Genomic DNA, 24,044 nt, shown 5'->3' on the forward strand with positions numbered 1-24,044 from the left:
GGAGCAGAATAATGGCAACATTCACGGTAATTATCCCTGCACGTTTTGCTTCAAGCCGCTTACCTGGTAAGCCTTTGGCGGATATTGCAGGCAAACCAATGATCGCCCACGTTTGGCAAAAAGCACAGCAATCAGGCGCAAGCCGCGTGGTGGTGGCAACGGATAACCAAGCGGTGGCGCAAGCTGTGCAAGCCTTTGGCGGCGAAGTTTGTATGACGTCAGAACATCACAATTCAGGCACGGAGCGCTTGGCGGAAGTGGTGGAGAAATTAGCTCTTGCCGATGATGAAATTGTGGTGAATATTCAAGGTGATGAGCCCTTAATTCCCCCAGTGATCGTGCAGCAAGTGGCAGATAATCTAGCAAATAATGGGGTAAAAATGGCAACCCTTGCTGTGCCATTAAATGAGGCGGAAGAGTTGTTTAACCCGAACGTGGTGAAAGCGGTAGCGGATCAATCGGGCAATGTATTATATTTTTCTCGTGCGCCGATCCCTTGGAATCGCGACCAGTTTGCGGGCTTATCGGACGCAAAAAAAACGCAACTAACCTTGCAAACTCCGTATTTACGCCATATTGGGATCTATGCCTACCGAGCAGGGTTTATCAAACAATATACCCAATGGCAGCCTACCGCGTTGGAACATATCGAATCTTTAGAACAACTTCGCGTCTTGTGGTATGGCGAAAAAATTCATATTGATTTAGCCAAAGAAGTGCCTGCAGTAGGCGTGGATACACCAGAAGATTTAGAAAAAGTGCGGGCGATTTTAGCGTAATTTTTCGATTTATTCCTTGGGCGATTTTTCGCCCATTCTTTTTTATCAGCAGATCCTAATATTTTAGAAATGACCTTTGATGCCAAAAAGTTTCTCGCTAACGTAACCCACGATCCTGGTGTTTATCGTATGTATGACGATAAAGATCAGATTATTTATGTGGGCAAAGCCAAAGATTTAAAAAAACGCTTATCTAGTTATTTTCGGGCGAATTTATCCAGTAAAAAAACGGAAGCCTTAGTCGCCAGTATTCATCGCATTGAAACCACCATCACATCAAGCGAAACGGAAGCCTTGCTGTTAGAGCATAATTATATTAAAACCTACCAGCCACGCTATAACGTGCTATTGCGTGATGACAAATCGTACCCCTATATTTTGCTTACCAAAGAACGCCACCCGAGAATCACCGCCTATCGGGGAAGCAAAAAAATTCAAGGCGAATATTTTGGCCCTTATCCTAACGCAGGAGCAGTGCGCGAAACCCTTTCTTTATTGCAAAAATTATTCCCTGTACGGCAATGTGAAAATTCTGTTTATCGCAACCGCTCACGCCCTTGCTTGCAATATCAAATTGGACGCTGTTCCGCCCCTTGTGTGCCGGGCTATATTTCCGATGAAGATTACAATCAACAAGTGAATTTTGCGCGCCTTTTCTTGCAAGGCAAAGATCAGCAAGTGCTAGATCATCTTGTGGCAAAAATGGAGCAAGCGAGCCAAGCGTTGAATTTTGAAGAAGCAGCACGCATACGGGATCAAATCCAAGCGGTGCGTGCGGTGATCGAAAAACAATTTGTCAGCAATGATCGCCTTGATAATATTGATATTATCGCCATAGCCTACCAACTTGGCATTGCTTGCGTGCAGGTGCTGTTTATTCGACAAGGCAAGATTTTGGGCAACCGTAGTTATTTCCCGAAAGTGCCAGCCAATACGGATTTATCCGAACTCACCGCCACGTTTGTAGGGCAATTTTATTTGCAAGCCCACCAAGGGCGAACCGTGCCGAACACCATTATTGTGGATCATAAATTGGCAGAAAAAGCCCAATTAGAAACCTTGCTCGCTGAACAAGCAGGGCGTAAAGTACAAATTCAAGACAGCGCTAAAGGGGATAAAAGTAAATATTTACAGCTCGCACAAATGAATGCGAAAGCCGCGCTGGTTACGCAACTGAAACAATCCACGCTGATCCACGAACGCTACCAAGCGTTGCAAGCGTTGCTCGGCATTGAAAAAATCCAACGAATGGAATGTTTTGACATCAGCCACACAATGGGCGAACAGACCATTGCGTCTTGTGTCGTGTTCAATCAAGATGGGCCGCTGAAATCTGATTATCGCCGTTTTAATATCACAGGCATTACGGGCGGGGATGATTATGCCGCAATGGAGCAAGCCTTATTGAAACGTTACGATAAAGATCTGGACGCGGAAAAAATTCCTGATGTGATCTTTATTGACGGCGGTAAAGGGCAGCTTAACCGCGCCTTGCAAGTGTTCGATCAACTGAACGTAAAATGGGATAAAAAACGACCGCACTTAATCGGCGTAGCAAAAGGCGTCGATCGCCGTGCAGGCTTGGAAACGCTCATCATCAGCAAGCAAGATCGCGAAATCAACTTGCCGTCAGACAGCCTTGCCTTGCACCTAATCCAGCATATCCGTGATGAAAGCCATAACCACGCCATCAGCGGCCACCGCAAAAAACGCCAAAAAGCCTTCACCCAAAGCGGATTAGAAACCATTGAAGGGGTGGGGGCTAAACGCCGCCAAGCTCTATTAAAATACCTTGGTGGAATGCAAGGCGTGAAAAAAGCCACCCTTGATGAAATTGCATCTGTTCCTGGAATCTCTCAATCTCTTGCAGAGAAAATTTTTGAGGCGATGAAGGGGGAGTAGGACAACATCAGGTTAAAAATGGGTAATTTTTTGCTTATAATATTGTCAATTTAACGGAATAACACGGAGAAAAAAGTGGGCGTAAAAGCATATTTTGAAAATATTCATCAGGTGATTTTGCAACAAGTGAAATCAGCGAGCCAAGAAATTAACGTGGCGGTGGCGTGGTTTACCGATCGCCAGTTATTTGATGCCTTATGCGAAAGAGCAATGAAAGGGGTAAAAGTTAGTGTGGCGCTGATTAATGATGAAATCAACTGCGGCACAAACCGATTAAATTTTGCCAAATTGCAGAATTTAAAAGGCACGGTTACTTTTATTGAACCGAAAAAATACGCCCGAATGCACAATAAATTTTGTGTCATTGATAAAAATGTGGTGATCACGGGATCTTATAACTGGACAAGGCAGGCGCGCAGTAATGATGAAAATATTACCGTCATTACAGAATCGCCTGCTGTGGTTGAGGATTTCTTAGAAGTATTTGCCAAGCTCACATCTGCCAATGTTTCCCCTGATGCCTTACAAATTTCTTCTGATACCGTGCGCAGACGTTTAGAAATGATCAAAAATTTTATCTTGCTTGATGAAATTGAAGATATTAGCAGCCAAGTCAAACGCCTTAAACCCGCTGCTGAGGCCTATCAACTCAGCAATATTCTTCATTTGTTGGAACAAGGCAAATACCAACTGGCGATTGAAGAAATCAATGATTTTCTGAAAAAATTCACCGCACTTGTAGTCAGTGAAGATTACGAAGCCGTTGAATTGCGTTTTGAGCTAAAAATTCTCGAATTACGCCTTGAATCCCTAAGTAATGAACAAGCGGATTTAGAGCGTAATATTTTGTTGTTTAATCGTATGCAATATGAAATTTTAGGCGACATCACCCAACAAATTCTTGCATTGAAAAAACGTTATTATGAAGAAAAAGCAAGAAAAATGCGTGAACACCCTGAAATGAATGATGAAGAAGAATTAGCCAGCGCGCAAGAGCAAGCACAAGAAGCCAAGCAAACCTATGAAGACTATTCCGAAGAATTTGAAGAAACCAAACAAACAAAAGTGCAACAGCTCAACAAAGAACAACAGAAAAATTTAAAAAAACTGTTCCGCCAATGTTCTGCCTTGTGCCACCCAGACAAAGTGCCAGAAGCCTTAAAAGAGCAAGCCAGTCAAATGTTTATTGAAGTGAAAAATGCTTATGATAACAATGATATTGAACAGCTCACGCGCTTATATCAAGCGCTAAAAGCAGGTAATTTTTCCCAAACGCGCTCGTCCACCTTGAAGCAGTTAGATGTGTTGCGTTCCAGCGTGGCAGAAATGCGTTACAAAATTGATCAAGTTTTGCAGGAATTACAGGCATTTCAGCAAAACCCTGTGTTAAATGTGTTACAACGCATAGGCTCAGAACAAGCAGATTGGGAAACCTATCTCAACCAACAACGCCCCCATTTAGAAAATGAACGCCAACGTTGGGAAGAGTTGCTTGCCGAATTAATAGAAGCATAAGCAAATAAACAATTCCATTATTTAGTAACAGATAAGTGATAACGGACAGGAACAGCCACAATGAGCAAAAATGACATTATCCTACGCAATCCCAAACAAGGGGCATTAGTCAAAGCCACCCAACAAAGCCAAACCTTTCTCACATTATTGCAACAAAGCGATGAACAGCGTTTAATTGAACTGTTAAAAACTATTGATTTTAGCTCTGCTGCTACTTTGATTAGCAGTTTAGAGCATATAGAATGGACAGTGGAATTTATTGAAAAATATGCAGAGTATTGGGATTGGAAACGGCTTTCTTGGAATAAAGCCTTACTTTGGTCAATGGAATTAATTGAGCGTTTTGAAGATCGTTGGAATTGGGGATGGTTTGGGCTTTCTAATAATAAAGCTTTACCTTGGTCAATGGAATTAATTGAGCGTTTTGAAGAACATTGGGATTGGGAGAAGCTTTCTTGGAATAAAGCCTTACTTTGGTCAATGGAATTAATTGAGCGTTTTGAAGATCGTTGGAATTGGGGAAGGTTTGGGCTTTCTAATAATAAAGCTTTACCTTGGTCAATAGAGTTAATTGAACATTTTGAAGCTCGTTGGAGGTGGGGAGAAAATGGTCTTTCTAGTAATGAAGCTTTACCTTGGTCAATGGAATTAATTGAGCGTTTTGAAGATCGTTGGGATTGGAAGGCTCTTTCTGGAAATGAAGGCTTACCTTGGTCAATGGAGTTAATTGAACGTTTTGAAGAAAGGTGGGTTTGGGATGAGGATGAGTATGAGTTTTGGAATGGTGGGCTTTCTGGTAATGAAGCCTTACCTTGGTCAATCGATTTATTGGACAAATTTAAGCATAAATGGGATTGGAGTTCGCTTTCTAGTAATAAAGCCTTACCTTGGTCAATGGAGTTAATTGAGCGTTTTGAAGAAAGGTGGGTTTGGGATGAGTTTTGGTATGGTGGGCTTTCTGGTAATGAAGGCTTACCTTGGTCAATGGCGTTAATTGAGCGTTTTGAAGAACGTTGGTCTTGGTGGAAGCTTTCTGGTAATAAAGCCTTGCCCTGGTCAATGGAATTAATTGAGCGTTTTGAAGATCGTTGGGATTGGAGTTCGCTTTCTAGTAATAAAGCCTTACCTTGGTCAATGGAATTAATTGAGCGTTTTGAGGATCGTTGGGATTGGAAGGCTCTTTCTGGAAATGAAGCCATACCTTGGTCAATGGAGTTAATTGAACGTTTTGAAGCACGTTGGGATTGGGAAAGGCTTTCTAGTAATAAAGCCTTACCTTGGTCTATTGATTTATTGGACAAATTTAAACATAAATGGGATTGGCGGTGGTTAGCACACAATGAAAAAGCTCAACAAATTTTCACCGCACTTTCTGTGCAGGGCATTGAAGAAGTGATGGATTATCATATTAAAAATGAAAATTCATAGTTAAAAATAACTTAGATGATATTTTATTTTGAGATTCACACAAAAGGCTAACTCAGTTAGCCTTTAATTTACCCAATCTTGCCAATTCAACTCTTCAATTCGTTGGAACTCTTTTACATTATGAGTAACTAGCACTGCATTTACAGCCAGAGCGTGGCAAGCAATCCATAAATCATTATTACCAATTGGCGTGCCTTGCTTTTTTAGCCTATGCGACAACTTACCATAATATTCACAGATTCTTTCTGTGGGGTAAAGCACAGAAATACGCTGAGTGATTTGGCTGATTTTTTCTAATGCTTTTTGTGGGTTTAAACTTCCGTTTGCACCTTTGAGTAACTCGGCATAAGTGATAAAACTCATCACCAGTTGATCGGACGGAAGAAGTTGTCCTACGCGTTCCGCTACGGCAAGCGGTTTATTCTTCATTAAATAAATCAGAATGTTGGTATCGAGCATATAGATCATAATTCTTCTCGTTCTTGTGGCGGTGCAATATCCTGATTTTCTAATGCTTCAATAAAACTTTCATCAAAGCCTGAAAATAATTCAAGAAAGCTTAGATCCGCTTTAGGTTTAAAAGGGCGTAAAATAATATCACCATCTTCACCTTGTAGAATCTCTACGGTATCCACATCTAAACGAAAACTTGAAGGAATCCGTACGGCTTGACTATTTCCACTTTTAAAAACTTTTGTCATCATCTTGACGCTCCTTTTGTATATACATCTTATTTTTCGTAGATACAAGATAACATAGTTGATTTAAAAAGCAATGCTTAGTTTGTCTAATATTTCAATCAATCCTACAACCACCGCACCAACCAGCAATTATGAATATGCTTATTACGTTCAAAATCTAATGGCAAGGTTTTGGCGGAAATTTCTACCGCACTTAGGCCGAGGTTGGCGATGCCGTCAAAATCCATTTTGAATTTTTGTTTATTGTTGGAAAACACAATGGTGCCGTTGGGGCGTAAAATGCGTTTTAAATGGGTGAATAATTGAATATGATCGCGTTGCACATCCCAGCTGTTTTCCATTCGTTTTGAATTAGAAAAAGTAGGTGGATCAACAAAGATTAAATCAAATTGGCGATCACATTTTTCTAGCCATTGTAAGCAATCGCTTTGGATTAATTTGTGCTGTTTGCCTTCGATGTCATTTAAAATTAAATTTTGTTCTGCCCAGTTGAGATAAGTGTTTGACATATCCACGGTGGTGGTGGATTTCGCGCCACCTAGCGCAGCGTGAACGGTGGCAGAGCCAGTGTAAGCAAACAAATTCAGGAAATCTTTGCCTTGTGCCATTTCACCCAACATTTTGCGGGTTAAGCGGTGATCCAAAAATATCCCGGTGTCTAAATAATCGGTTAAATTTACCCAAAGTTTCGCGCCATATTCTTCCACATAGAAATAATCGCCTTTGTTGGCCAATTTTTCATACTGATTTGTGCCTTTTTGTTTTTGGCGAACTTTTAGCACCAATTTATTGGTTTCCACGCCTGTTACGGCAAGGGTGGCGGTTACCGCATCAAGCAAACGCTGACGGGCTTTGTTTTCATCAATATTTTTTGGTGCGGCGTATTCTTGCACCACAATATGATCTAAATAACGATCCACCGCCACGTTATATTCAGGCAAATCCGCATCATAGAGGCGGTACGCATTAATGCCTTGCTGTTTTGCCCATTTTTCGATTTTTTTACTATTTTTTTGCAAGCGGTTAGCGAAATCTTGCGCAACGGGCGGATTTTCTGCGGAAGAAATTTGCGAATTTTGCACCGCACTTTCAATTTGTGCGTGCTTGTTTTCGGCGATCTGATAATTTTTTTGTACGCAATCTAACGGCCCATTTTTCGCCTTAAATTGGCGGTGCGAACGCAATCGCAGGCAGTCTAACAACGCAGGTTCACCACTGAAAATAGACGCATTCCAACCACCGAATTGTTGTTTTAAACGTTGCCCCAACACAGAATAAAGGGCGATTAACGCGGGTGTTGTGCCTAAGCGTTCACCATAAGGCGGATTACAAATTAGCGTGCCTTTTTCTTCCGTTGGATTTTTCAGCGCTGCCACATCGCCTTGTTTCCATTGGATTAAATGGGCAACGCCTGCATTTTGTGCATTGCGTTTGGCTTTTTGTAACACGCGGTGATCTAAATCAACCCCATAAAAATGGGCTTGAAGTTGTGCTGAACCTTGTTTTGCGAGGGAGATAGCTTCCTCTTTCACTTTGTCCCAAGCCTGCGGATTATGCCCTTTCCAGAAATCAAATCCCCAATGTAAGCGGTGTAGCTGTGGTGCGATTCTCGCTTCCATTTGTGCCGCTTCAATCAACAATGTGCCTGAACCACACATAGGATCAACTAACGGTGTGCCTTGTTGCCAGCCAGAACGCAGCACAATGGCCGCCGCCAAGGTTTCACGCAATGGCGCAGCGCCTGTGTCTTCACGATAGCCACGCAAATGCAAAGCATCGCCACTTAAATCAAGGGAAAGAATGAAATCATCACGGTTTAAATAGGCGTGAATGCGAATATCAGGATTGTCTTTATCCACGCTCGGGCGCGCTTTGCCTTGGCGTTCAAAATAATCCACGATGCCGTCTTTTACACGCATTGCACCAAATTGGGTATGACGAATTTCACGGTTTGTGCCGTTAAAATCCACCACAAATTGGCAGCGTTCATCAAAAATATCCAGCCAATTTTGCCCGATGACGGTAGAGTAAAGATCCAAATCGCTATAAATTTTGCTTTGCACTAATGGCAATAAAATTCGTGAACTGAGCCTTGACCAAAGCAAACTGCGATACAAAGTTTCATCATCGGCTAAAAAATGCACTCCACCTTGGGAGATTTGGCATTCTTTCGCACCTAATTCAGTAAGTTCTGTTTTTAATAATTCTTCAAAGCCACGGGAAGTGGTGGCAAATAATTTTTTCATTGGCATCTCTTGTGCTTCATCAAAAAGAATGGCGGGATTATAACAGAGCCGTAAAGTGCGGTCGATTTTAATTCGATTTTTAGGCAAAAGAAAGAGCGAACAGTTAATGTTCGCTCTAAACACAAAACACTATTATTTCAAGCAGTTATAATAACTGTCCGCGGTATATTGTAGAAAGTTGGCGTAAGAATCTTTACCTAAGGCAACGGCATCGCCCATTGGGTCTAAACGCCCTACTTTCACGCCAGTTGATTTATGCAAGGTTTCAATCACTTTTGGGGTGAATTGTGGCTCGGCAAATAAACAACCGACTTTATGTTCCTCAATTTCCTCTTTGATGTGAGCCAATTTTTTCGCTCCTGGGGCAACCAATGGGTTAATGGTAAACGCGCCCACTTGGTTTAATCCATAAGCCTCGTTGAAATAGGTATAGGCATCGTGGAAGACATAGAAGCCTTTTTTCTGCACTGGAGCGAGCTGTTGCTTGATTTTCTCATTTTGTGCGTTCAAAGTGCGGTTAAATTCGGCTAAGTTTTTTTCAATCAGCGCTTTTTTCGCAGGGAATTGTTGAGTGAGCTTATCTGCCACCGCTTCAGCCACCACTTGGCTAATGCGTGGTGAATACCAAACGTGCCAGTTGGTTTCTAATTCATCGTGATCGTGGTCGTGAGCGTCATCTGTTCCGTGATTGTGCTGATGCTCGTGAGCCTCTGATTTTCCGTGATCGTGATGATGCTCGTGATCGTGGTCGTGATCTTCACCATCGTGGTGGTGATGGTCGTGATCGTGGTGGTGATGTTCGCCTTTGGCTAGCATATCAGGTGTGATGCCAGCCAATTTCGCGATCGTAACCACTTTGCTCGCGTCCACATTTTTTTGTAATGATGAGGCAAGAAACGCGTCCGCGTCTTCACCGACCCATAACACCAAATCCGCCGATTTCAATTTTTGCACATCGGAAGGTTTCAGATTATAGTCGTGTGGCGAAGCCCCCGCTGGCACAAGCACTTGCGTGTCCGTAACCCCGTCTGCGATGGAGGAGGCAATAAAACCAAGGGGTTTTATGGAGCTAACCACGCTCGCACTTGCCAAAGTAGAAAAAGAAAACACCGCTGCCGCGACAGCACTGTGCTTAAATAAACGATTTAAGGTTGTCATAAACGCTCCCATTTTTAAGAATGATTCTCAGAAATTGTCGGCTTAGCTTAGATCGTTTTGCAAAAAATTGCTATCTTTTTTTTTATTAAAAAATAAGAAAACTAGGTGGTTGTCATTAATAATTTTTCGATTACACGGGAAACGGCGAAGAAGCCAAAGGTTGCGGTAATCATCGTTGCCGCGCCAAAGCCATTAGCGCAGTTCATTGTGGCGGAAACAGCACAATTTCCTTCTTGCTGTGGGAAAATTAATGGCTGGGTTGAGAACACACAATCCACGCCAAACTTGCGTTTAGGATTTTGGCTAAAATGATAATCTTTGCGTAAAATTGACCGCACTTTAGCAGCCAAGGGATCTTGAATGGTGCGACTTAAATCGGCAATTTGAATTTGACTTGGATCGGTTTGACCGCCCGCCCCGCCCACGGTGATAACCTTTATCTTGTTGCGTTTGCAATAGGCGATCAGCGCAGCTTTGGTTTTGACACTATCAATGGCATCAATCACATAATCATAGCCACGATTGAGGTAATCCGCTAAATTTTCGCTGGAAAGAAAGTCATCAATAATATGCACCTTGCATTCGGGATTGATCAAGGCGATACGCTCTGCCATCACTTCCGTTTTCAACTTGCCCACATTGCCAGAAATGGCGTGGATTTGGCGATTGATGTTGGTTACGCAAATGTCGTCCATATCAATCATTGTAATCTCACCAATGCCAGAACGAGCAAGAGCTTCCACCGCCCAAGATCCCACTCCCCCGATGCCAATCACACAAATATGTGCTTGGTGTAGCCTTGCTAATCCCTCAGCAGAATATAGACGCGCAATGCCTCCAAAGCGCTGTTCATAATTATCAATACGCGCTGTCATTATTTTAACAACCAAACTCGTCCATAATGTTTTGATAAGCCAGCAATATGCCCCGCTTCATCACCAATTCCACGGTATAAATCAAAGTGATGGCCTTTTACCGCACCGCCCACATCTAAGGCAATCATCAAATGCAATTTGTGTTCGCCAGTCCAGTTACCTTTACGGTCAATTTGTGGCACTTCCACTAACACCACCGAGCCAGAAGGGATAAGTGAGCGATCGGAAGCAATCGATGCCATTGGCACGAGCGGCACGCCTGCCGAGCCTTTCACTTTGCCCGTTGGATCATTTTTGAAATACACATAGGACGGGTTGCGTTCAAGCAAGGCTTGCAAGCGAGAAGGGTTCGCCTTTGCCCAATCTTTAATGGCTTGGATAGACATTTTTTCTCTGGCAATTTCGCCATCTTCCACCAATAAACGTCCAACCGCCACATAATCTAAACCGTTTTGCCCTGCGTAGGCGAAATAGTTCAAGTCGCCGTTACCAAAATCCACATAGCCACTGCCTTGCACGCCGAGTAGGAAATTGTCGATCATTGAATCGCTGTAAGCTAGTTCTAAACCTTTGCCACGCAGCGCCCCTGCATAAATTTGCGCACGGCTCACGCGTTTTTGCGATGGGCTTGGCATTGCATAAATGGGTTGATTATATTTGCCTTGTGGCGTACGGCGCGCGTGGATAACTGGAGAATAATAGCCCGTCATCAACACGTTTTGATAGCCATCTTGCCCTTTCATAATCATTGGCTGAATCCCGAAATTGGATAATTCATTGACGTTTGCGCCCGATAAAACCCAGTTAGTGATTTTGCCGTAGCTCACCGCAAATTTATTGGTTAAGCGTGAAGAATATTGACGTACATTAGAAAGCTGGGTTAAAAAATCCCCTTGATTTATTACCGCACTTCGATTTTCTACGCGGGAAACTGGCATTAAGAATTGTTGCTGATAGGTGCGCCCATCATATTTTGCGCCGAAAATTTTGGTATCAGTAGTGGTATTTTTAACGCTCACTTTTTTGGTTGTTTTATGGGTTGAACTAGAGCAAGCAGAAAGCACCGCGATAGCTAAAAGTGCGGTGCAATTTTTGAAAAATTTTGCAGACATCGGCATTTGAAGTTCCTTAATAAAATCATTTGCAATTAAACGGCGTAAAATAACAAAAAACCGCTCAAAGTGATAGCAGTTTTTGCGTTCTTTTATTTTTTAGATCAAGAAAAGTGCGGTGGAAATTTTGTGCATTTTGCCTTGAAACTCAGCAAATTGCCGATTTTTCTATCAGTTAAATCATTTTTTTAGGATTAAGGCTTGCATTAAAAATAAAACAGCGTATAGTACGCCCCCACAGACGCGGGGTGGAGCAGCTTGGTAGCTCGTCGGGCTCATAACCCGAAGGTCGTTGGTTCAAATCCAGCCCCCGCAACCAGATTTCTAACCGCCGATTTTATCGGCGGTTTTTTATTGTCTGCTTAATTTGTCGCATTGAGCTTAATTTCTTCAATCCAACGCTTAATCAAGCGCTTGCCCTCTTCATCTGAACCAAAGCGTTCAAAATCAAAGTCAATGAGTTTTAAGGTTTTTGGATCAGTGGAGTTTGGTGAGGCTTTGGCGTGAATATTGGTTGGAATTTGATACATTTTTTCTTCGCGCCACGCAATTTCTTGCGCTTCAGGCGTTAATGCCCAATCCATAAATAATTTTGCATTTTGTAAATTTCTTGCCCCTTTTAAAATGCTGATGCCGCCAAGGGAATAGCTGTCGCCTTCGCAAGGTAAAATGGCTTCCACAGGCGCACCGTTTTCTTTCTCGGTTTGATAACCATTAATAAAACCAATGGTTACCGCCGCATCACCACGAGAGAGATTGGATTTCTCTGTACCACTTTTAGCATATTGAGAAATATTTTTATCTAAGGCTTTCAAGTAGCGGAAGGCTTCTTCTTCACCGAATAACTGTACTAGCGTTGCGATAAAGGTGTAGCCCGTGCCAGTATTGCGCGGATCAGGCATTTGGATTTGATCTTTAAATTTTGGATCGGTTAAATCTTTCCAGCATTTTGGATAGTCTTTAATGCCTAATTGTTTGAATTTCTCGGTGTTTACGCCAATGCCTAACACAATAATGTAGCCAATGGAGGTAACATCGCCGTGTTTGTCGAGCAGGGCTTTAAATTGTGGCATAGTTTCCGCTTGCAATGGTGAACGATAAGGCTCGAGTAAGCCTAATTGCGCGGCTTGAAAGTGCGGTTCAATTGTGCCGCCGTACCAAATATCCGCTTGAGGCAAGGCTTGCTCAGCTTTGATTTTGGCAAGGGTTGCCCCCGTGCTGTTACGCACAAATTTGGTGTCCACGTTATATTTCTTGGCAAAAACTTGTGCCATTTTTTCGCAGACAGAATGTTGCACACTGCAATAAATATTAAGCCGTCCTTGTGCTTGGGCGTTATGTATAGATAAGCTAGACAGCACAAAAAGGATAAAACCTAATTTTTGCCAAAATGATGAAAGAAAAGTATTAAATTGCATTGTCATTTCCTTATTAACAAAAAGTAAAAAGTGATATTGACGAGCAAGGAAGAAATTAGAAAGGTAAAGCAGAAAATTCCGCAAAATAAAGGCGTTTGCAAGAATATGATCTAATTAGTTTCCTACGTCAGCATTAACTGAATCAGGTTCACGGGTATTATCTCAGCTTGTTTGGATATTCCATCAAGCACCCCGACTAATTCTCGTTTAGTATAGAAAGGGCAGGCTAGGGCTGTCAATGAGAAAAAGGTCAAATGGCATTAATTAATGATGAAAAGATTTAATAAAAATAATGAAAAAAATTACCGCACTTTGCTTTTCATTTAGGAAAGAAAGTAACTGCATTTTTATTTTTAATAAACCGAGAAAAAAGAAAGTGCGGTGAAATTTTTTGAATTTTTCACCGCACTTTGTGATAGGCGTTATTAAGCTGGTGCTTGGAAGATTACTTGATCGGCTTTTTGTGTATATTGATTAAGTTGATCAAAATTCATATAGCGATAAGTGTCGTCTTTGTCTTGCTGTAAATCCGCCACATAGGCTTGGTATTCTTCTGGCGTTGGCAGTTTGCCGAGCAGTGCTGCTACGGCGGCGAGTTCTGCGGAAGCCAAATACACGTTTGCACCTTGTCCTAAGCGGTTCGGGAAGTTACGAGTGGAAGTGGACACCACGGTGGCGTTGTTTGCCACGCGCGCTTGGTTACCCATACAAAGTGAACAGCCTGGGATTTCAATACGCGCGCCACTTTTACCGTAAATGCTGTAATAGCCTTCTTCTGTTAATAGGCTGGCGTCCATTTTAGTTGGAGGCGCAAGCCATAGACGCGTTGGAATCACGTCTTTGAATTTGGCTAATAATTTTCCAGCGGCACGGAAATGCCCAATGTTGGTCATACAAGAGCCGATAAACACTTCGTCAATTTTATCCCCTTGCACTTCAGAAAGTAGGCGAGCATCATCAGGATCATTTGGCGCGCATAAAATCGGTTCTTTGATTTCGTTGAGATCGATTTCGATCACCGCGGCATATTCTGCATCAGGATCAGCGCTGAGCAATTCTGGGTTTTCTAACCATTTTTCCATTGCTTTGATACGGCGTTCAAGGGTGCGTGCATCGCCATAGCCTTCTGCAATCATCCATTTGAGCAACACGATATTGGAATTGAGATATTCAATGATCGGTTCTTTATCTAATTTGATAGTACAAGCCGCCGCGGAGCGTTCAGCAGAGGCATCAGAAAGCTCAAAGGCTTGTTCCACTTTAAGGTGTTCTAGACCTTCAATTTCTAAAATACGGCCTGAGAAAATATTTTTCTTGCCTTGTTTTTCTACGGTGAGTAAGCCTTGTTGGATCGCATAATAAGGAATAGCGTGTACTAAATCACGCAAGGTGATCCCCGGTTGCATTTCCCCTTTGAAACGCACTAGCACGCTTTCAGGCATATCCAACGGCATTACGCCTGTGGCAGCGGCGAACGCCACCAAACCTGACCCCGCAGGGAAAGAGATACCAATCGGGAAACGTGTGTGCGAATCGCCGCCAGTGCCTACGGTATCAGGCAATAACATACGGTTGAGCCAAGAGTGGATCACGCCGTCCCCTGGGCGCAGGGAAACACCGCCACGGTTCATAATAAAATCTGGCAGGGTGTGGTGAGTAACAACGTCCACCGGTTTTGGATAGGCGGCCGTATGACAGAAAGATTGCATCACCAAATCTGATGAAAAACCTAAACAAGCGAGATCTTTTAGCTCATCACGGGTCATTGGGCCGGTGGTATCTTGCGAGCCGACCGAAGTCATTCTTGGTTCGCAATATTGCCCCGGGCGAATGCCCTCTACACCACAAGCGCGGCCGACCATTTTTTGTGCAAGGGTAAAGCCTTTGTGGTTATCCGCCACCGCTTGTGGTTTCGCGAACACATCATTATCAGGTAAGCCAAGGGATTGACGCGCTTTATGGGTTAGCCCACGTCCGATAATTAATGGAATACGTCCGCCTGCGCGTACTTCATCTAATAACACATTGGTTTTTAAGCTAAATTCAGCCAAAACTTCATCGCTATCGTGTTTACAGATTTTGCCTTGGTATGGGTAAATATCAATCACATCGCCCATATTGAGCTTGCTGACATCTACTTCAATTGGCAATGCCCCCGCGTCTTCTAAGGTGTTGAAGAAAATAGGGGCAATTTTTCCGCCTAATACCACGCCACCTGCACGTTTATTCGGAATGTAAGGAATATCTTCCCCCATAAACCACAGCACTGAGTTAGTGGCAGATTTGCGTGATGAACCTGTGCCGACCACATCGCCTACATAAGCAAGCGGATAGCCTTTTTCTTTTAACGCATTAATTTGTTGAATTGGCCCAATATTGCCTACATCATCAGGTTGAATACCTTCTCGTTCATTTTTCAGCATTGCTAAGGCGTGCAAAGGAATATCAGGGCGCGACCACGCATCTTGCGCGGGGGAAAGATCGTCTGTGTTGGTTTCGCCCGACACTTTAAATACGGTAACGGTGATCTTTTCATCTAATTTTGGACGTGATAAATACCAGTCTGCATTCGCCCAAGATTCAAGAATTTGTTGCGCGTAAAGATTGCCTTGTTTGGCACGTTGTTCTACATCGTAAAAATTATCGAACATTAAAAGGGTGGAAGAAAGGGCGCTGACGGCATAAGGGGCAAGGGCTTCATTATCAAGGGCTTGCAGTAACGGTTCAATATTATAACCGCCTTGCATTGTGCCCAAAATTTGCACCGCACTTTCTGGGCTAATCAATGGCGAATGGGCCGTGCCATTGACAATTGCAGCAAGGAAGGACGCTTTGACATAAGCTGCTTCGTCTACTCCTGCTGGCACACGGGTTTTAAAAAGCTCAAGGAGATAATCGGCTTGCTCAGCAGGGGGATTTTTTAATAATTCGATAAGCTGTGCGGTTTGCTCGGCATCTAATGGTTTTGGTACAACACCTTGTGCCGCACGTTCATCAATATGTTTTTGGTAATTTTGTAGAAAGTTTGACATTGTGTTTCCTCTTATTGCTTTTATCGTTAGGGGTAGCACTTTTCTTGTTTTCACTTTCTTGCGTTAAACAAGAAAAGTGCGGTGTTTTTTGAGAGAATTTTTGCGATTTTTTGCTTAGAAAACTTTCTTAAATGGCTTAATAATCACCTCGCCATAAACGCCAGCTTCCACATAAGGATCTTGGCTTGCCCATTGTTGTGCTGCTTCAAGGCTGTCAAATTGGGCGATTACTGTTGAGCCAGTAAATCCAGATTCACCGGGGTTTTCGTCATCAATGGCAGGATTTGGGCCTGCGGTTAAAAGGCGGTTTTCTGCTTGTAATTGTTTTAAACGTGCAAGATGTTGTTCACGCACCGCAAGGCGTTGAGCAAGGGTATTGGGTTTGTCTTGAGCAAAAATAACGTAATACATAGTTTCTCCTTTCTTAGGCTTCATCAATTAACGCAAGGGCTTTTTCTAGCTCAGGGTTATTTTCTCTTGGAACCGCACGCGGTCGTCCGTTGCTATCTACCGCAACAAAGCTGAATACGGCTTCGGTTACGCAATAGCGTTCACCAATGGGTTCACTGGATACTTTTTTCGCCCACACTTCAATTTTAATTTGCAATGAAGTGCGTCCCACTTTCACGCAGCGGCCGTAGCAACATACCACATCGCCCACAGAAATCGGGCGGATAAAGGTCATACTATCCACCGCCACGGTAACCACTCGGCCGTGCGCAATTTCTTTGGCTAAAATTGCACCGCCCATATCCATTTGCGACATAATCCAACCACCGAAAATATCGCCGTTGGCATTGGTATCAGAAGGCATAGCAAGGGTGCGTAATAACAATGTGCCTTGTGATTGGCGGCCCGTTTTGGTTTCAATAAATGCAGACATAATGTTTTCCTATTGTTCTTTATTCTCTGTTTTTGGAAGATAACGATAAATATAAACGCCTGTTGCGACTGTTGCAACAAGGCTAAGCCCAATAATGCCGAAGGTTTTGAAATCTACCCAAAGATCATCGGAAAAATATTGGCTGATGATGATATTTAGGATCATACAAAACAGAAAAAATCCTGCCCAGCCCAGATTTAATTTATTCCAAACGGCATCAGGCAGTTGAATTTCTTTGCCTAATAATTGCTGAATGAGCGGTTTCTTAAAAATCACTTGGCTGATGATTAATGCCAAGGCAAACAAGGCATAAACTACCGTTACTTTCCATTTTAAAAATTCTAATTCGTTGAAATAAGCGGATAAAGCGCCAAAAAAAACCACCGCACTTCCCATAATGAGCTGTTGTTTTTCAATTTTGCCGTATTTCAGTTTCAGCACCACAAGCTGAATGATTGTCGCAATAATCAAGGCGATGGCCGCTTCACGAATACCAACCAGTTTATAAACAGCAAAAAAAACTAAGAGCGGTATAAATTCTAAAATTTGTTTCATTATTGTTGATCCTTGCGCATAAATAAGGTGTAAAAGCGATAAGTGAAAAGTAACGAAAACACGCCAACTGCAGCGCTTAAAAATAACATTACCACATCAAAAACTAGGTTATCACTCAATGATGAAATGCGTCTTACCACAAACGGCAGCACCACATAAATTAATAAACAATAAATAAACAACGGTGCAGCGCGTTTCACGCCACTTAGCCAGCTATTTTTCAACGCTTGCATAATGCCCACGGGCTGAATCAGATATTCTGTAGAAGCGAGGCTTAAGCGTACAAAAATGAAAAAGCCGAGCAACATCGCCACCAAAGAGAGAATTGAAGGGGATTGTCCTTGTAAAATGGCAAACAGACTTTCTACCACGCCAATCATCAAGGGAATAAATCCAATCACACTCACTGCCACCACACCCGCAAAACGTTGCAACGTTAGTACCGCACTTTGGTTTAAGGGATTTTGATTTAACGGATTTTGTTGTTGAGTGCTAATGCGGTGAAAGGTGAGAATCCCCCAAGAAGAAATAAATAGGCTAACTAACTGTTGTGCCACGCCAATTACCAAAAATTCTGCGCTGATATTGCTTGGCAAAGGCAAATTTTGTCCATTTGTTTGGCTGATTTCAGGCATCGGCACGACCGAGCTTAAAAGAAAATAGAAGATTAACGAGCTAATAAAAAAGAAAAAGATAAATTGCTGGGTAATCTTTTTTTGATTACGCATAAAATTCCAACAATCTTGAAAAATTTGAGTAAAATTAATGTTCATTAGTTTGCTTCCAGTTAAAAATCATTGCGACATTATACAATAACTCTGTTTTTGTTGCTTTTGGCTTTGTAAAAATCCTATATCGCAATCCTTCAAATCTTCAATCCTTTGAGATGTTATGGCATTTCGCGCAAACATAGCTTCAATATATGCTATTCAATATGCCCTATTGTTAAACAAAATGAAAAGTGCGGTAAATAAATTTTTCAATTTTTTTAACAATTTTTTAAAAACTTTGAACTTCATCACAAAAATAATAACTATTAAGTGGTATATTTCCGCCGTGCTAAATGCACATAGTTTGTAAGGATATTAACCATAGGGGGATTTTTATGAAAAAAACACTGATTGCATTAGGTTTAGCAAGTCTTTTTGTGGCTACTTCTGCCAATGCGCATCAAGCTGGTGATGTGCTATTAAGAGCGGGGGGCGTGTTTGTGAGTGCAAATTCAGATTCTCACACTAAAACACCAATAGATGTTAATTTGAAAGTAGGCGACAACGCGCAATTAGGGCTAACCGCAACTTATATGTTTACGGATAATCTTGCGGTGGAATTACTTGGTGCAACACCGTTTTCTCATAAAATCAAAGCAGCGGTTCCTGCATTAAATTTGGATTTAGGCAATGCGGTTAAGTTAAAACAGCTTCCACCAAGTTTGTATGTGCAATATTATTTCTTAGATAAAAACGCAAATTCGCGTCCTTATATTGGTGCAGGTTTAAATTACACCAGATTTTTCAGTGCAAAATCCACTCACGCAGCAGTAACTGATTTACAAGTGAAGAAAAATTCTTTTGCACCAGTGGTTAATTTAGGGATTGATATTAAGCTTACGGACAATCTTTATTTCAATACTGCAATGTGGTACACAAAAATCAAAACTACGGCGAAATTCAAAGCCTTAGGCGCAGATCACGAAGTAGATGTTAAACTTAACCCATTTGTATTCTTTATGGGGTTAGGATATAAGTTCTAATTCAGTTGTCTTATTTTTTAGCCTGCATTGAATGCAGGCTTTTTTATCTTTTATTCTTTAATTGAAAGATTGAAATTTTCACCTATCCCCTTTATAGTAAATGTTAAATTATTGTTACGCAGTATAAAGAGGGATCAAATGTCAGCGACTCAATTAATTACGCAATTAGCGCAAATTGTTACACCTAAATACCTTATTACCGATCCGCTAAAAGCGGAAGAATACACCACAGGCTACCGCTTCGGGCAAGGAAAAGTGCTAGCCGTGGTGCGCCCCGGATCATTATTAGAATATTGGCAAGTGTTAGAAGCTTGTGTTGCAGCCGATGTGATCGTGATCTCACAAGCAGCAAATACAGGGCTTACGGGCGGTTCAACCCCAGCGGGAAATGATTATGAACGTGATATTGTGCTTATCAATACAATGCGAATGACGGGTATTCAGCCTATTAATAATGCGGAGCAAGTGGTATGTTTTGCTGGTTCGCGTTTAAACGATTTGGAATTATTGCTGAAAGAATATAAACGTGAGCCGCATTCTGTTATCGGTTCGTCTTGTATCGGCGCTTCGGTGATTGGCGGAATTTGTAACAATTCAGGTGGAGCCTTGGTGCAACGTGGGCCAGCTTATACGGAAATGGCATTGTACGCACAGTTAGATGAGAACGGTGAATTGCACTTAATCAACAATCTTGGTATTGATTTAGGCGATAGCCCTGAAGAAATTCTGACTAACTTGCAAGAAGGGCGTTATCAGCGTAAAGACATTCATCTTGATTGCGGTAAAGGACACGATCACGATTATTGTCATCACGTTCGCCAAATTGATGCAGACACACCTGCACGTTTTAATGCAGATCCGAATCGTCATTATGAAGCGTCAGGCAGTGCAGGAAAATTGGGCGTATTTGCTGTACGTTTGGATACCTTCCCGCAAGATAAAGAAAGTGCGGTGTTTTATATCGGCACAAATGACACCCAAGTTTTAACTGACATTCGCCGTCATATTTTGGCTGAATTTAGCAGTTTGCCTGTATCGGGTGAATATATTCATCGTGATGCTTTTGATATTGCCGCTGAATATGGAAAAGATACTTTCTGGGTGATTAAACGTTTTGGTACACACCGTTTACCAAAATTATTTGCACTCAAAGCCAAAGCCGATCGCCTAATGAAAAAATTCGCTTTTTTACCAAATCATCTCAGCGACAAAGCGTTGCAATTTGTTTCTAAATTATTGCCACAGCATTTGCCACAAAGTTTAAGAGATTATCGTGATCAATATGAACATCACTTAATCTTAAAAATGGGTGGGGAAGGCGTGAAAGAAGCAAGAGAATATTTGCAAAGCCTATTTGCAGATAAATCCAAAGGGGCATATTTTGAATGTAGCCCAGAAGAAACCCAAGCTGCAATGTTGCACCGCTTTGCGGTGGCCTCTGCCGCCATTCGTTATCGTGCCATTCACGAACCTGAAGTGGAAGAAATTGTGGCATTGGATATTGCTTTACGCCGTAACGATCAAGATTGGTTTGAGAAATTGCCTGCCGAGTTAGAAAATAAATTAATTCATAAACTCTACTACGGACATTTTATGTGCTATGTGTTCCACCAAGATTATTTAGTCAAAAAAGGCTACGATTGGGAAGAAATTGAACACGAAATGTTAGCTTTGCTTGATAAACGCGGTGCGCAATATCCAGCGGAACATAACGTAGGGCATTTGTATGAAGCGAAACCAGAATTGAAAGCCTTCTACCAAAAATTAGATCCGACCAATAGCTTTAACCCTGGTATTGGTAAAACTTCTAAAAAGAAACACTGGGCATAATTTAAATTTATAAAAGCACAGCATAATGACAACATAAAATAGCAAGCTCGATATTGAGCTTGCTATTTTTTTAGTGAAAAGAGCGGTCAGTTTTTGACAAATTTTACTTCAAACTGCCCACCATATCTTCAGGGCGAACCCATTCGTCAAATTGCTCTGGGGTAACCAAACCAAGATTAATGGCTTCTTCTCTTAATGTTGTACCATTTTTATGCGCAGTTTTTGCGATTTTCGCTGCATTTTCATAACCGATATGCGTATTTAACGCCGTTACCAACATTAAGGAGTTTTCAAGTTGTTGCTTAATGCGTGGGTGATTTGGTTCAATACCGCTTGCACAATGCTCATCAAATGAGACACAAGCGTCCGCTAATAATTGGGCGGATTGTAAGAAGTTGTACGCCATTACAGGTTTGAATACATTAAGCTGGAAATGCCCTTGCGAGCCTGCAAAGGAAATGGTGGTGTCGTTACCTAACACTTGTGCGCAAACCATTGTGAGCGCTTCGCACTGCGTAGGGTTCACTTTACCTGGCATAATAGAAGATCCCGGTTCGTTTTCAGGAATTAGGATTTCACCAATGCCTGAACGCGGACCAGATGCCAATAAGCGAATATCGTTAGCAATTTTAAATAAGGATACTGCAAGCTGTTTTAATGCACCGTGGGTTTCCACAATGGCATCGTGGGTGGCAAGCGCTTCAAATTTGTTTTCTGCGGTAATAAATGGCAAGCCAGTGAATTTCGCGATGTATTCAGCCACTTTCACATCATAGCCTTTTGGCGTATTTAACCCTGTTCCTACCGCTGTTCCACCTAAAGCCAGTTGCGCAAGGTGTGGCAGGGTGTTTTTCAATGCACGCAAACCGAAATCTAATTGTGCGGCATAGGCAGAAAATTCTTGTCCAAGAGTGAGTGGCGTGGCGTCCATTAAGTGAGTACGCCCGATTTTCACCACATCTTTAAAGGCTTCTGCTTTTGCTGCGAAGGTTTTTTGTAAGCGTTCAATGCAAGGAATGGTTACTTCCACCACTTTTTTATAGGCGGCAATGTGCATTGCGGTTGGATAAGTATCATTCGATGATTGTGATTTATTGACATCATCATTTGGATGAATAATTGATTTTTCACCTAATTTTCCACCATTGATAACGTGCGCACGGTTTGCAATCACTTCATTTAAATTCATATTAGATTGCGTACCTGAACCGGTTTGCCAAATGACTAATGGGAATTGATCGTCAAGTTTATGGGCTAAAATTTCATCGCAAGCTTGGGCGATTAAATCACGTTTTTCAACGGGCAAAACGCCTAGCTCATTATTTGCGTAAGCAGCAGCTTTTTTCAAATAACCAAACGCCTCAATAATTTCCTGTGGCATTGATGCCGATGGCCCAATTTTGAAGTTATTGCGGGAACGTTCTGTTTGTGCCGCCCAGTATTTATCTGCTGGTACTTTCACTTCGCCCATCGTGTCTTTTTCAATACGAAATTCCATTCTAGTTACCTCAAATGATTGAATTAATAATAAGAAAACGTTTTGAGTTTACCACTTTAGAAGTATGAATGGAATCTGAGGAAAGTTGGCAAAGTTGGGTTTTGTGATGTAGATCATAAAGTGCGGTAAGATTTTGTTGAATTTTTTGATAGCGCAAAAATTAATGTTTTCTATTTCGCTGATTTTTCGTTAAAATTATGCGTTTAAAAATTTGATTTCATATAGGCAAAAGACGCACTTTTATGGCAAAGCAAGCACAGTTTTACATTTTACAAAAAACACAACCCAAAGCGCCATTGTCCGCAATGGAAACCTTGGCTTGTGATTTGGCTGCGCAAGCTTGGCGATTAGGCAAAAAAGTGTTAATTAGTTGCGAAAGTGAAGAACAGGCTTTTCGCCTTGACGAAGCCCTATGGGCGAGAGAGCCAGAAGAATTTGTGCCACATAATTTATCGGGCGAAATCACTCAATATGCCACGCCCATTGAAATTAGCTGGGCAGGAAAACGTAACGCACAACGCCGTGAGCTGTTAATTAATTTACAAGCTCAAGTGCCTGATTTTGTTGCAAGTTTTACCCAAGTGATCGATTTTGTTCCGAGTGATGAAGCACAAAAAGCCATTGCCCGTGAACGTTATAAACAATACCGCCAATTAGGCTGGCAACTTAGCACGGAACAAGCCTGATGACGTGGAATGCAAAAACCTTTGCTGAACTCAGCACGGCAGAATTATTCGCCATTTACCAAGTTCGCACTGCCGTGTTTGTGGTGGAGCAACAATGTGCTTATCAAGAAGTAGATCATTGGGATCAAAGTGCGGTGCATTTTTGGCAAGAATTTGACGGCAAAATTTGTGCTTATTGTCGCATTATTCCGCAGACTGACGGTATTCACATTGGCAGAGTGCTAGTAGCACAACAGGCTCGAGGCAAAGGCTTAGCCAAAGAATTAGTGCAACAAGCATTGGCTTATTGCCAACAACATTGGGCGGCTGAACCTGTGCTAATCCAAGCACAAACTTATTTGCAAAATTTCTACCGCACTTTTGGTTTCAAGCCCACTTCAGCAGAATATTTAGAAGACGGCATACCGCATTTGGATATGGAATTGGTGCGTTGAGTTGGGGAGATAAGATGAAACCGATGACCAAAGAAGAAATTATCGAACAACAACGGCAATTAGCCATTCGCTTTAAACCTTGGATGGAAGATAAGAAAAAACGTGAAATTCTCACCTTCCAGCGTCCTAATGGGAATATTGTGCGCCATTATCCTGATGGACGCGAAGAAGTGATTGAGTATGCAAAATAAATCAAAAATGATTACGTAATTTGAACAAGTATTACCTAATTGGTGTGA

The 24,044-nt window shown here is 42.0% G+C and carries 22 protein-coding genes, 1 tRNA gene and 1 riboswitch; of the genes, 10 read left to right on the forward strand and 13 right to left on the reverse strand.

The window, feature by feature from the left end; translation table 11 throughout:
* Positions 1 to 11: 11 nt before the first annotated feature.
* The 4 genes from kdsB (at position 12) to L5B76_RS10810 (ending at position 5,624) form a co-directional block, all read left to right on the forward strand.
* On the forward strand, positions 12 to 779 hold the full coding sequence (gene kdsB, locus L5B76_RS10795; protein ID WP_265755421.1) for a 3-deoxy-manno-octulosonate cytidylyltransferase: 768 nt from the start codon (positions 12 to 14) through the stop codon (positions 777 to 779).
* Positions 780 to 848: 69 nt separating this feature from the next.
* Positions 849 to 2,681, forward strand: a complete 1,833-nt coding sequence (uvrC, locus tag L5B76_RS10800; RefSeq protein ID WP_265755422.1) for an excinuclease ABC subunit UvrC — start codon at positions 849 to 851, stop codon at positions 2,679 to 2,681.
* 75 nt (positions 2,682 to 2,756) lie between these two features.
* A complete protein-coding gene (locus L5B76_RS10805) occupies positions 2,757 to 4,196 on the forward strand; it encodes a phospholipase D-like domain-containing protein (protein ID WP_265755423.1) in 1,440 nt (479 codons plus the stop codon).
* Positions 4,197 to 4,256: 60 nt separating this feature from the next.
* Positions 4,257 to 5,624, forward strand: coding sequence for a hypothetical protein (locus L5B76_RS10810; protein WP_265755424.1), 1,368 nt, complete (start codon positions 4,257 to 4,259; stop codon positions 5,622 to 5,624).
* A 63-nt stretch (positions 5,625 to 5,687) separates the two neighbouring features.
* On the opposite strand, the gene L5B76_RS10815 is transcribed toward L5B76_RS10810, so the two are convergent.
* From L5B76_RS10815 to mltA, 6 genes are all read right to left on the reverse strand, one after another.
* On the reverse strand, positions 5,688 to 6,092 hold the full coding sequence (locus L5B76_RS10815) for a type II toxin-antitoxin system VapC family toxin (RefSeq protein ID WP_265755425.1): 405 nt from the start codon (positions 6,090 to 6,092) through the stop codon (positions 5,688 to 5,690).
* Positions 6,089 to 6,328 (reverse strand): antitoxin, encoded by a 240-nt coding sequence (locus L5B76_RS10820; protein ID WP_265755426.1) that lies wholly within the window; start codon positions 6,326 to 6,328, stop codon positions 6,089 to 6,091. Before L5B76_RS10820 ends, L5B76_RS10815 begins: the two co-directional genes overlap by 4 nt.
* Before the next feature lie 101 nt (positions 6,329 to 6,429).
* A complete protein-coding gene (gene rlmKL, locus L5B76_RS10825; RefSeq protein ID WP_265755427.1) occupies positions 6,430 to 8,571 on the reverse strand; it encodes a bifunctional 23S rRNA (guanine(2069)-N(7))-methyltransferase RlmK/23S rRNA (guanine(2445)-N(2))-methyltransferase RlmL in 2,142 nt (713 codons plus the stop codon).
* A gap of 132 nt (positions 8,572 to 8,703) precedes the next feature.
* Positions 8,704 to 9,729, reverse strand: a complete 1,026-nt coding sequence (gene znuA / locus L5B76_RS10830; protein WP_265755428.1) for a zinc ABC transporter substrate-binding protein ZnuA — start codon at positions 9,727 to 9,729, stop codon at positions 8,704 to 8,706.
* 101 nt (positions 9,730 to 9,830) lie between these two features.
* Complete coding sequence (gene tcdA, locus L5B76_RS10835) at positions 9,831 to 10,604, reverse strand: tRNA cyclic N6-threonylcarbamoyladenosine(37) synthase TcdA (RefSeq protein ID WP_265755429.1); 774 nt, start codon at positions 10,602 to 10,604, stop codon at positions 9,831 to 9,833.
* Complete coding sequence (mltA, locus tag L5B76_RS10840) at positions 10,604 to 11,722, reverse strand: murein transglycosylase A (RefSeq protein ID WP_265755430.1); 1,119 nt, start codon at positions 11,720 to 11,722, stop codon at positions 10,604 to 10,606. The genes tcdA and mltA overlap by 1 nt, the downstream gene beginning before the upstream one ends.
* 236 nt (positions 11,723 to 11,958) lie before the next feature.
* Here mltA and L5B76_RS10845 point away from each other — a divergent pair.
* Positions 11,959 to 12,035: transfer RNA gene (locus L5B76_RS10845), tRNA-Met, on the forward strand.
* Positions 12,036 to 12,078: 43 nt separating this feature from the next.
* On the opposite strand, the gene L5B76_RS10850 is transcribed toward L5B76_RS10845, so the two are convergent.
* The 6 genes from L5B76_RS10850 to L5B76_RS10875 form a co-directional block, all read right to left on the reverse strand.
* Positions 12,079 to 13,134 (reverse strand): ABC transporter substrate-binding protein, encoded by a 1,056-nt coding sequence (locus tag L5B76_RS10850; RefSeq protein ID WP_265755431.1) that lies wholly within the window; start codon positions 13,132 to 13,134, stop codon positions 12,079 to 12,081.
* Positions 13,135 to 13,236: 102 nt separating this feature from the next.
* Positions 13,237 to 13,339: riboswitch (TPP riboswitch) on the reverse strand.
* 220 nt (positions 13,340 to 13,559) lie between these two features.
* On the reverse strand, positions 13,560 to 16,166 hold the full coding sequence (acnB, locus tag L5B76_RS10855; protein ID WP_265755432.1) for a bifunctional aconitate hydratase 2/2-methylisocitrate dehydratase: 2,607 nt from the start codon (positions 16,164 to 16,166) through the stop codon (positions 13,560 to 13,562).
* 114 nt (positions 16,167 to 16,280) lie between these two features.
* The gene (locus L5B76_RS10860) at positions 16,281 to 16,577 is read right to left on the reverse strand and encodes a YciI family protein (protein ID WP_265755433.1); all 297 of its coding nucleotides are present in this window, start codon (positions 16,575 to 16,577) and stop codon (positions 16,281 to 16,283) included.
* A 13-nt stretch (positions 16,578 to 16,590) separates the two neighbouring features.
* The gene (gene yciA, locus L5B76_RS10865; protein ID WP_017806408.1) at positions 16,591 to 17,049 is read right to left on the reverse strand and encodes an acyl-CoA thioester hydrolase YciA; all 459 of its coding nucleotides are present in this window, start codon (positions 17,047 to 17,049) and stop codon (positions 16,591 to 16,593) included.
* Positions 17,050 to 17,058: 9 nt separating this feature from the next.
* A complete protein-coding gene (locus L5B76_RS10870; RefSeq protein ID WP_103853027.1) occupies positions 17,059 to 17,604 on the reverse strand; it encodes a septation protein A in 546 nt (181 codons plus the stop codon).
* A complete protein-coding gene (locus L5B76_RS10875; RefSeq protein ID WP_265755434.1) occupies positions 17,604 to 18,332 on the reverse strand; it encodes a hypothetical protein in 729 nt (242 codons plus the stop codon). The genes L5B76_RS10870 and L5B76_RS10875 overlap by 1 nt, the downstream gene beginning before the upstream one ends.
* Positions 18,333 to 18,709: 377 nt before the next feature.
* Here L5B76_RS10875 and L5B76_RS10880 point away from each other — a divergent pair, with 377 nt between their 5' ends.
* Both L5B76_RS10880 and dld read left to right on the forward strand, forming a co-directional pair.
* Positions 18,710 to 19,357 (forward strand): OmpW/AlkL family protein, encoded by a 648-nt coding sequence (locus L5B76_RS10880; RefSeq protein WP_265755435.1) that lies wholly within the window; start codon positions 18,710 to 18,712, stop codon positions 19,355 to 19,357.
* A gap of 138 nt (positions 19,358 to 19,495) precedes the next feature.
* Positions 19,496 to 21,187 (forward strand): D-lactate dehydrogenase, encoded by a 1,692-nt coding sequence (gene dld, locus L5B76_RS10885; protein WP_265755436.1) that lies wholly within the window; start codon positions 19,496 to 19,498, stop codon positions 21,185 to 21,187.
* 103 nt (positions 21,188 to 21,290) lie between these two features.
* On the opposite strand, the gene fumC is transcribed toward dld, so the two are convergent.
* Positions 21,291 to 22,685, reverse strand: a complete 1,395-nt coding sequence (gene fumC, locus L5B76_RS10890; RefSeq protein WP_265755437.1) for a class II fumarate hydratase — start codon at positions 22,683 to 22,685, stop codon at positions 21,291 to 21,293.
* A gap of 242 nt (positions 22,686 to 22,927) precedes the next feature.
* On the opposite strand from fumC, the gene L5B76_RS10895 reads away from it, so the two are divergent.
* Genes L5B76_RS10895 through L5B76_RS10905 form a run of 3 tightly spaced genes read left to right on the forward strand, consistent with a single transcriptional unit; the run spans position 22,928 to position 23,996 of the window.
* Positions 22,928 to 23,371 (forward strand): DNA polymerase III subunit chi, encoded by a 444-nt coding sequence (locus L5B76_RS10895; protein ID WP_103853164.1) that lies wholly within the window; start codon positions 22,928 to 22,930, stop codon positions 23,369 to 23,371.
* Positions 23,371 to 23,805, forward strand: a complete 435-nt coding sequence (locus tag L5B76_RS10900) for a GNAT family N-acetyltransferase (RefSeq protein ID WP_265755438.1) — start codon at positions 23,371 to 23,373, stop codon at positions 23,803 to 23,805. The genes L5B76_RS10895 and L5B76_RS10900 overlap by 1 nt, the downstream gene beginning before the upstream one ends.
* A gap of 14 nt (positions 23,806 to 23,819) precedes the next feature.
* Positions 23,820 to 23,996: a hypothetical protein gene (locus tag L5B76_RS10905; RefSeq protein ID WP_017807246.1), complete on the forward strand. Its 177-nt coding sequence runs from the start codon at positions 23,820 to 23,822 to the stop codon at positions 23,994 to 23,996.
* The last annotated feature ends 48 nt before the right edge of the window (positions 23,997 to 24,044 follow it).

Origin of the sequence: Avibacterium sp. 21-594, from assembly GCF_026226815.1 — a bacterium.
GTDB classification, from domain to species: domain Bacteria; phylum Pseudomonadota; class Gammaproteobacteria; order Enterobacterales; family Pasteurellaceae; genus Avibacterium; species Avibacterium avium.

Excerpts from the sequence above, each read along its gene's own strand:
- fumC (WP_265755437.1), bottom strand. The coding sequence starts at position 22,685 with ATGGAATTTCGTATTGAAAAAGACACGATGGGCGAAGTGAAAGTACCA.
- znuA (WP_265755428.1), bottom strand. The coding sequence starts at position 9,729 with ATGACAACCTTAAATCGTTTATTTAAGCACAGTGCTGTCGCGGCAGCG.
- L5B76_RS10820 (WP_265755426.1), bottom strand. The coding sequence starts at position 6,328 with ATGATGACAAAAGTTTTTAAAAGTGGAAATAGTCAAGCCGTACGGATT.
- L5B76_RS10815 (WP_265755425.1), bottom strand. The coding sequence starts at position 6,092 with ATGATCTATATGCTCGATACCAACATTCTGATTTATTTAATGAAGAAT.
- L5B76_RS10875 (WP_265755434.1), bottom strand. The coding sequence starts at position 18,332 with ATGCGTAATCAAAAAAAGATTACCCAGCAATTTATCTTTTTCTTTTTT.
- dld (WP_265755436.1), top strand. The coding sequence starts at position 19,496 with ATGTCAGCGACTCAATTAATTACGCAATTAGCGCAAATTGTTACACCT.
- L5B76_RS10900 (WP_265755438.1), top strand. The coding sequence starts at position 23,371 with ATGACGTGGAATGCAAAAACCTTTGCTGAACTCAGCACGGCAGAATTA.
- L5B76_RS10895 (WP_103853164.1), top strand. The coding sequence starts at position 22,928 with ATGGCAAAGCAAGCACAGTTTTACATTTTACAAAAAACACAACCCAAA.
- rlmKL (WP_265755427.1), bottom strand. The coding sequence starts at position 8,571 with ATGAAAAAATTATTTGCCACCACTTCCCGTGGCTTTGAAGAATTATTA.
- L5B76_RS10880 (WP_265755435.1), top strand. The coding sequence starts at position 18,710 with ATGAAAAAAACACTGATTGCATTAGGTTTAGCAAGTCTTTTTGTGGCT.
- acnB (WP_265755432.1), bottom strand. The coding sequence starts at position 16,166 with ATGTCAAACTTTCTACAAAATTACCAAAAACATATTGATGAACGTGCG.
- L5B76_RS10850 (WP_265755431.1), bottom strand. The coding sequence starts at position 13,134 with ATGCAATTTAATACTTTTCTTTCATCATTTTGGCAAAAATTAGGTTTT.
- L5B76_RS10860 (WP_265755433.1), bottom strand. The coding sequence starts at position 16,577 with ATGTATTACGTTATTTTTGCTCAAGACAAACCCAATACCCTTGCTCAA.
- yciA (WP_017806408.1), bottom strand. The coding sequence starts at position 17,049 with ATGTCTGCATTTATTGAAACCAAAACGGGCCGCCAATCACAAGGCACA.
- L5B76_RS10810 (WP_265755424.1), top strand. The coding sequence starts at position 4,257 with ATGAGCAAAAATGACATTATCCTACGCAATCCCAAACAAGGGGCATTA.
- L5B76_RS10905 (WP_017807246.1), top strand. The coding sequence starts at position 23,820 with ATGAAACCGATGACCAAAGAAGAAATTATCGAACAACAACGGCAATTA.
- tcdA (WP_265755429.1), bottom strand. The coding sequence starts at position 10,604 with ATGACAGCGCGTATTGATAATTATGAACAGCGCTTTGGAGGCATTGCG.
- kdsB (WP_265755421.1), top strand. The coding sequence starts at position 12 with ATGGCAACATTCACGGTAATTATCCCTGCACGTTTTGCTTCAAGCCGC.
- uvrC (WP_265755422.1), top strand. The coding sequence starts at position 849 with ATGACCTTTGATGCCAAAAAGTTTCTCGCTAACGTAACCCACGATCCT.
- L5B76_RS10870 (WP_103853027.1), bottom strand. The coding sequence starts at position 17,604 with ATGAAACAAATTTTAGAATTTATACCGCTCTTAGTTTTTTTTGCTGTT.
- mltA (WP_265755430.1), bottom strand. The coding sequence starts at position 11,722 with ATGCCGATGTCTGCAAAATTTTTCAAAAATTGCACCGCACTTTTAGCT.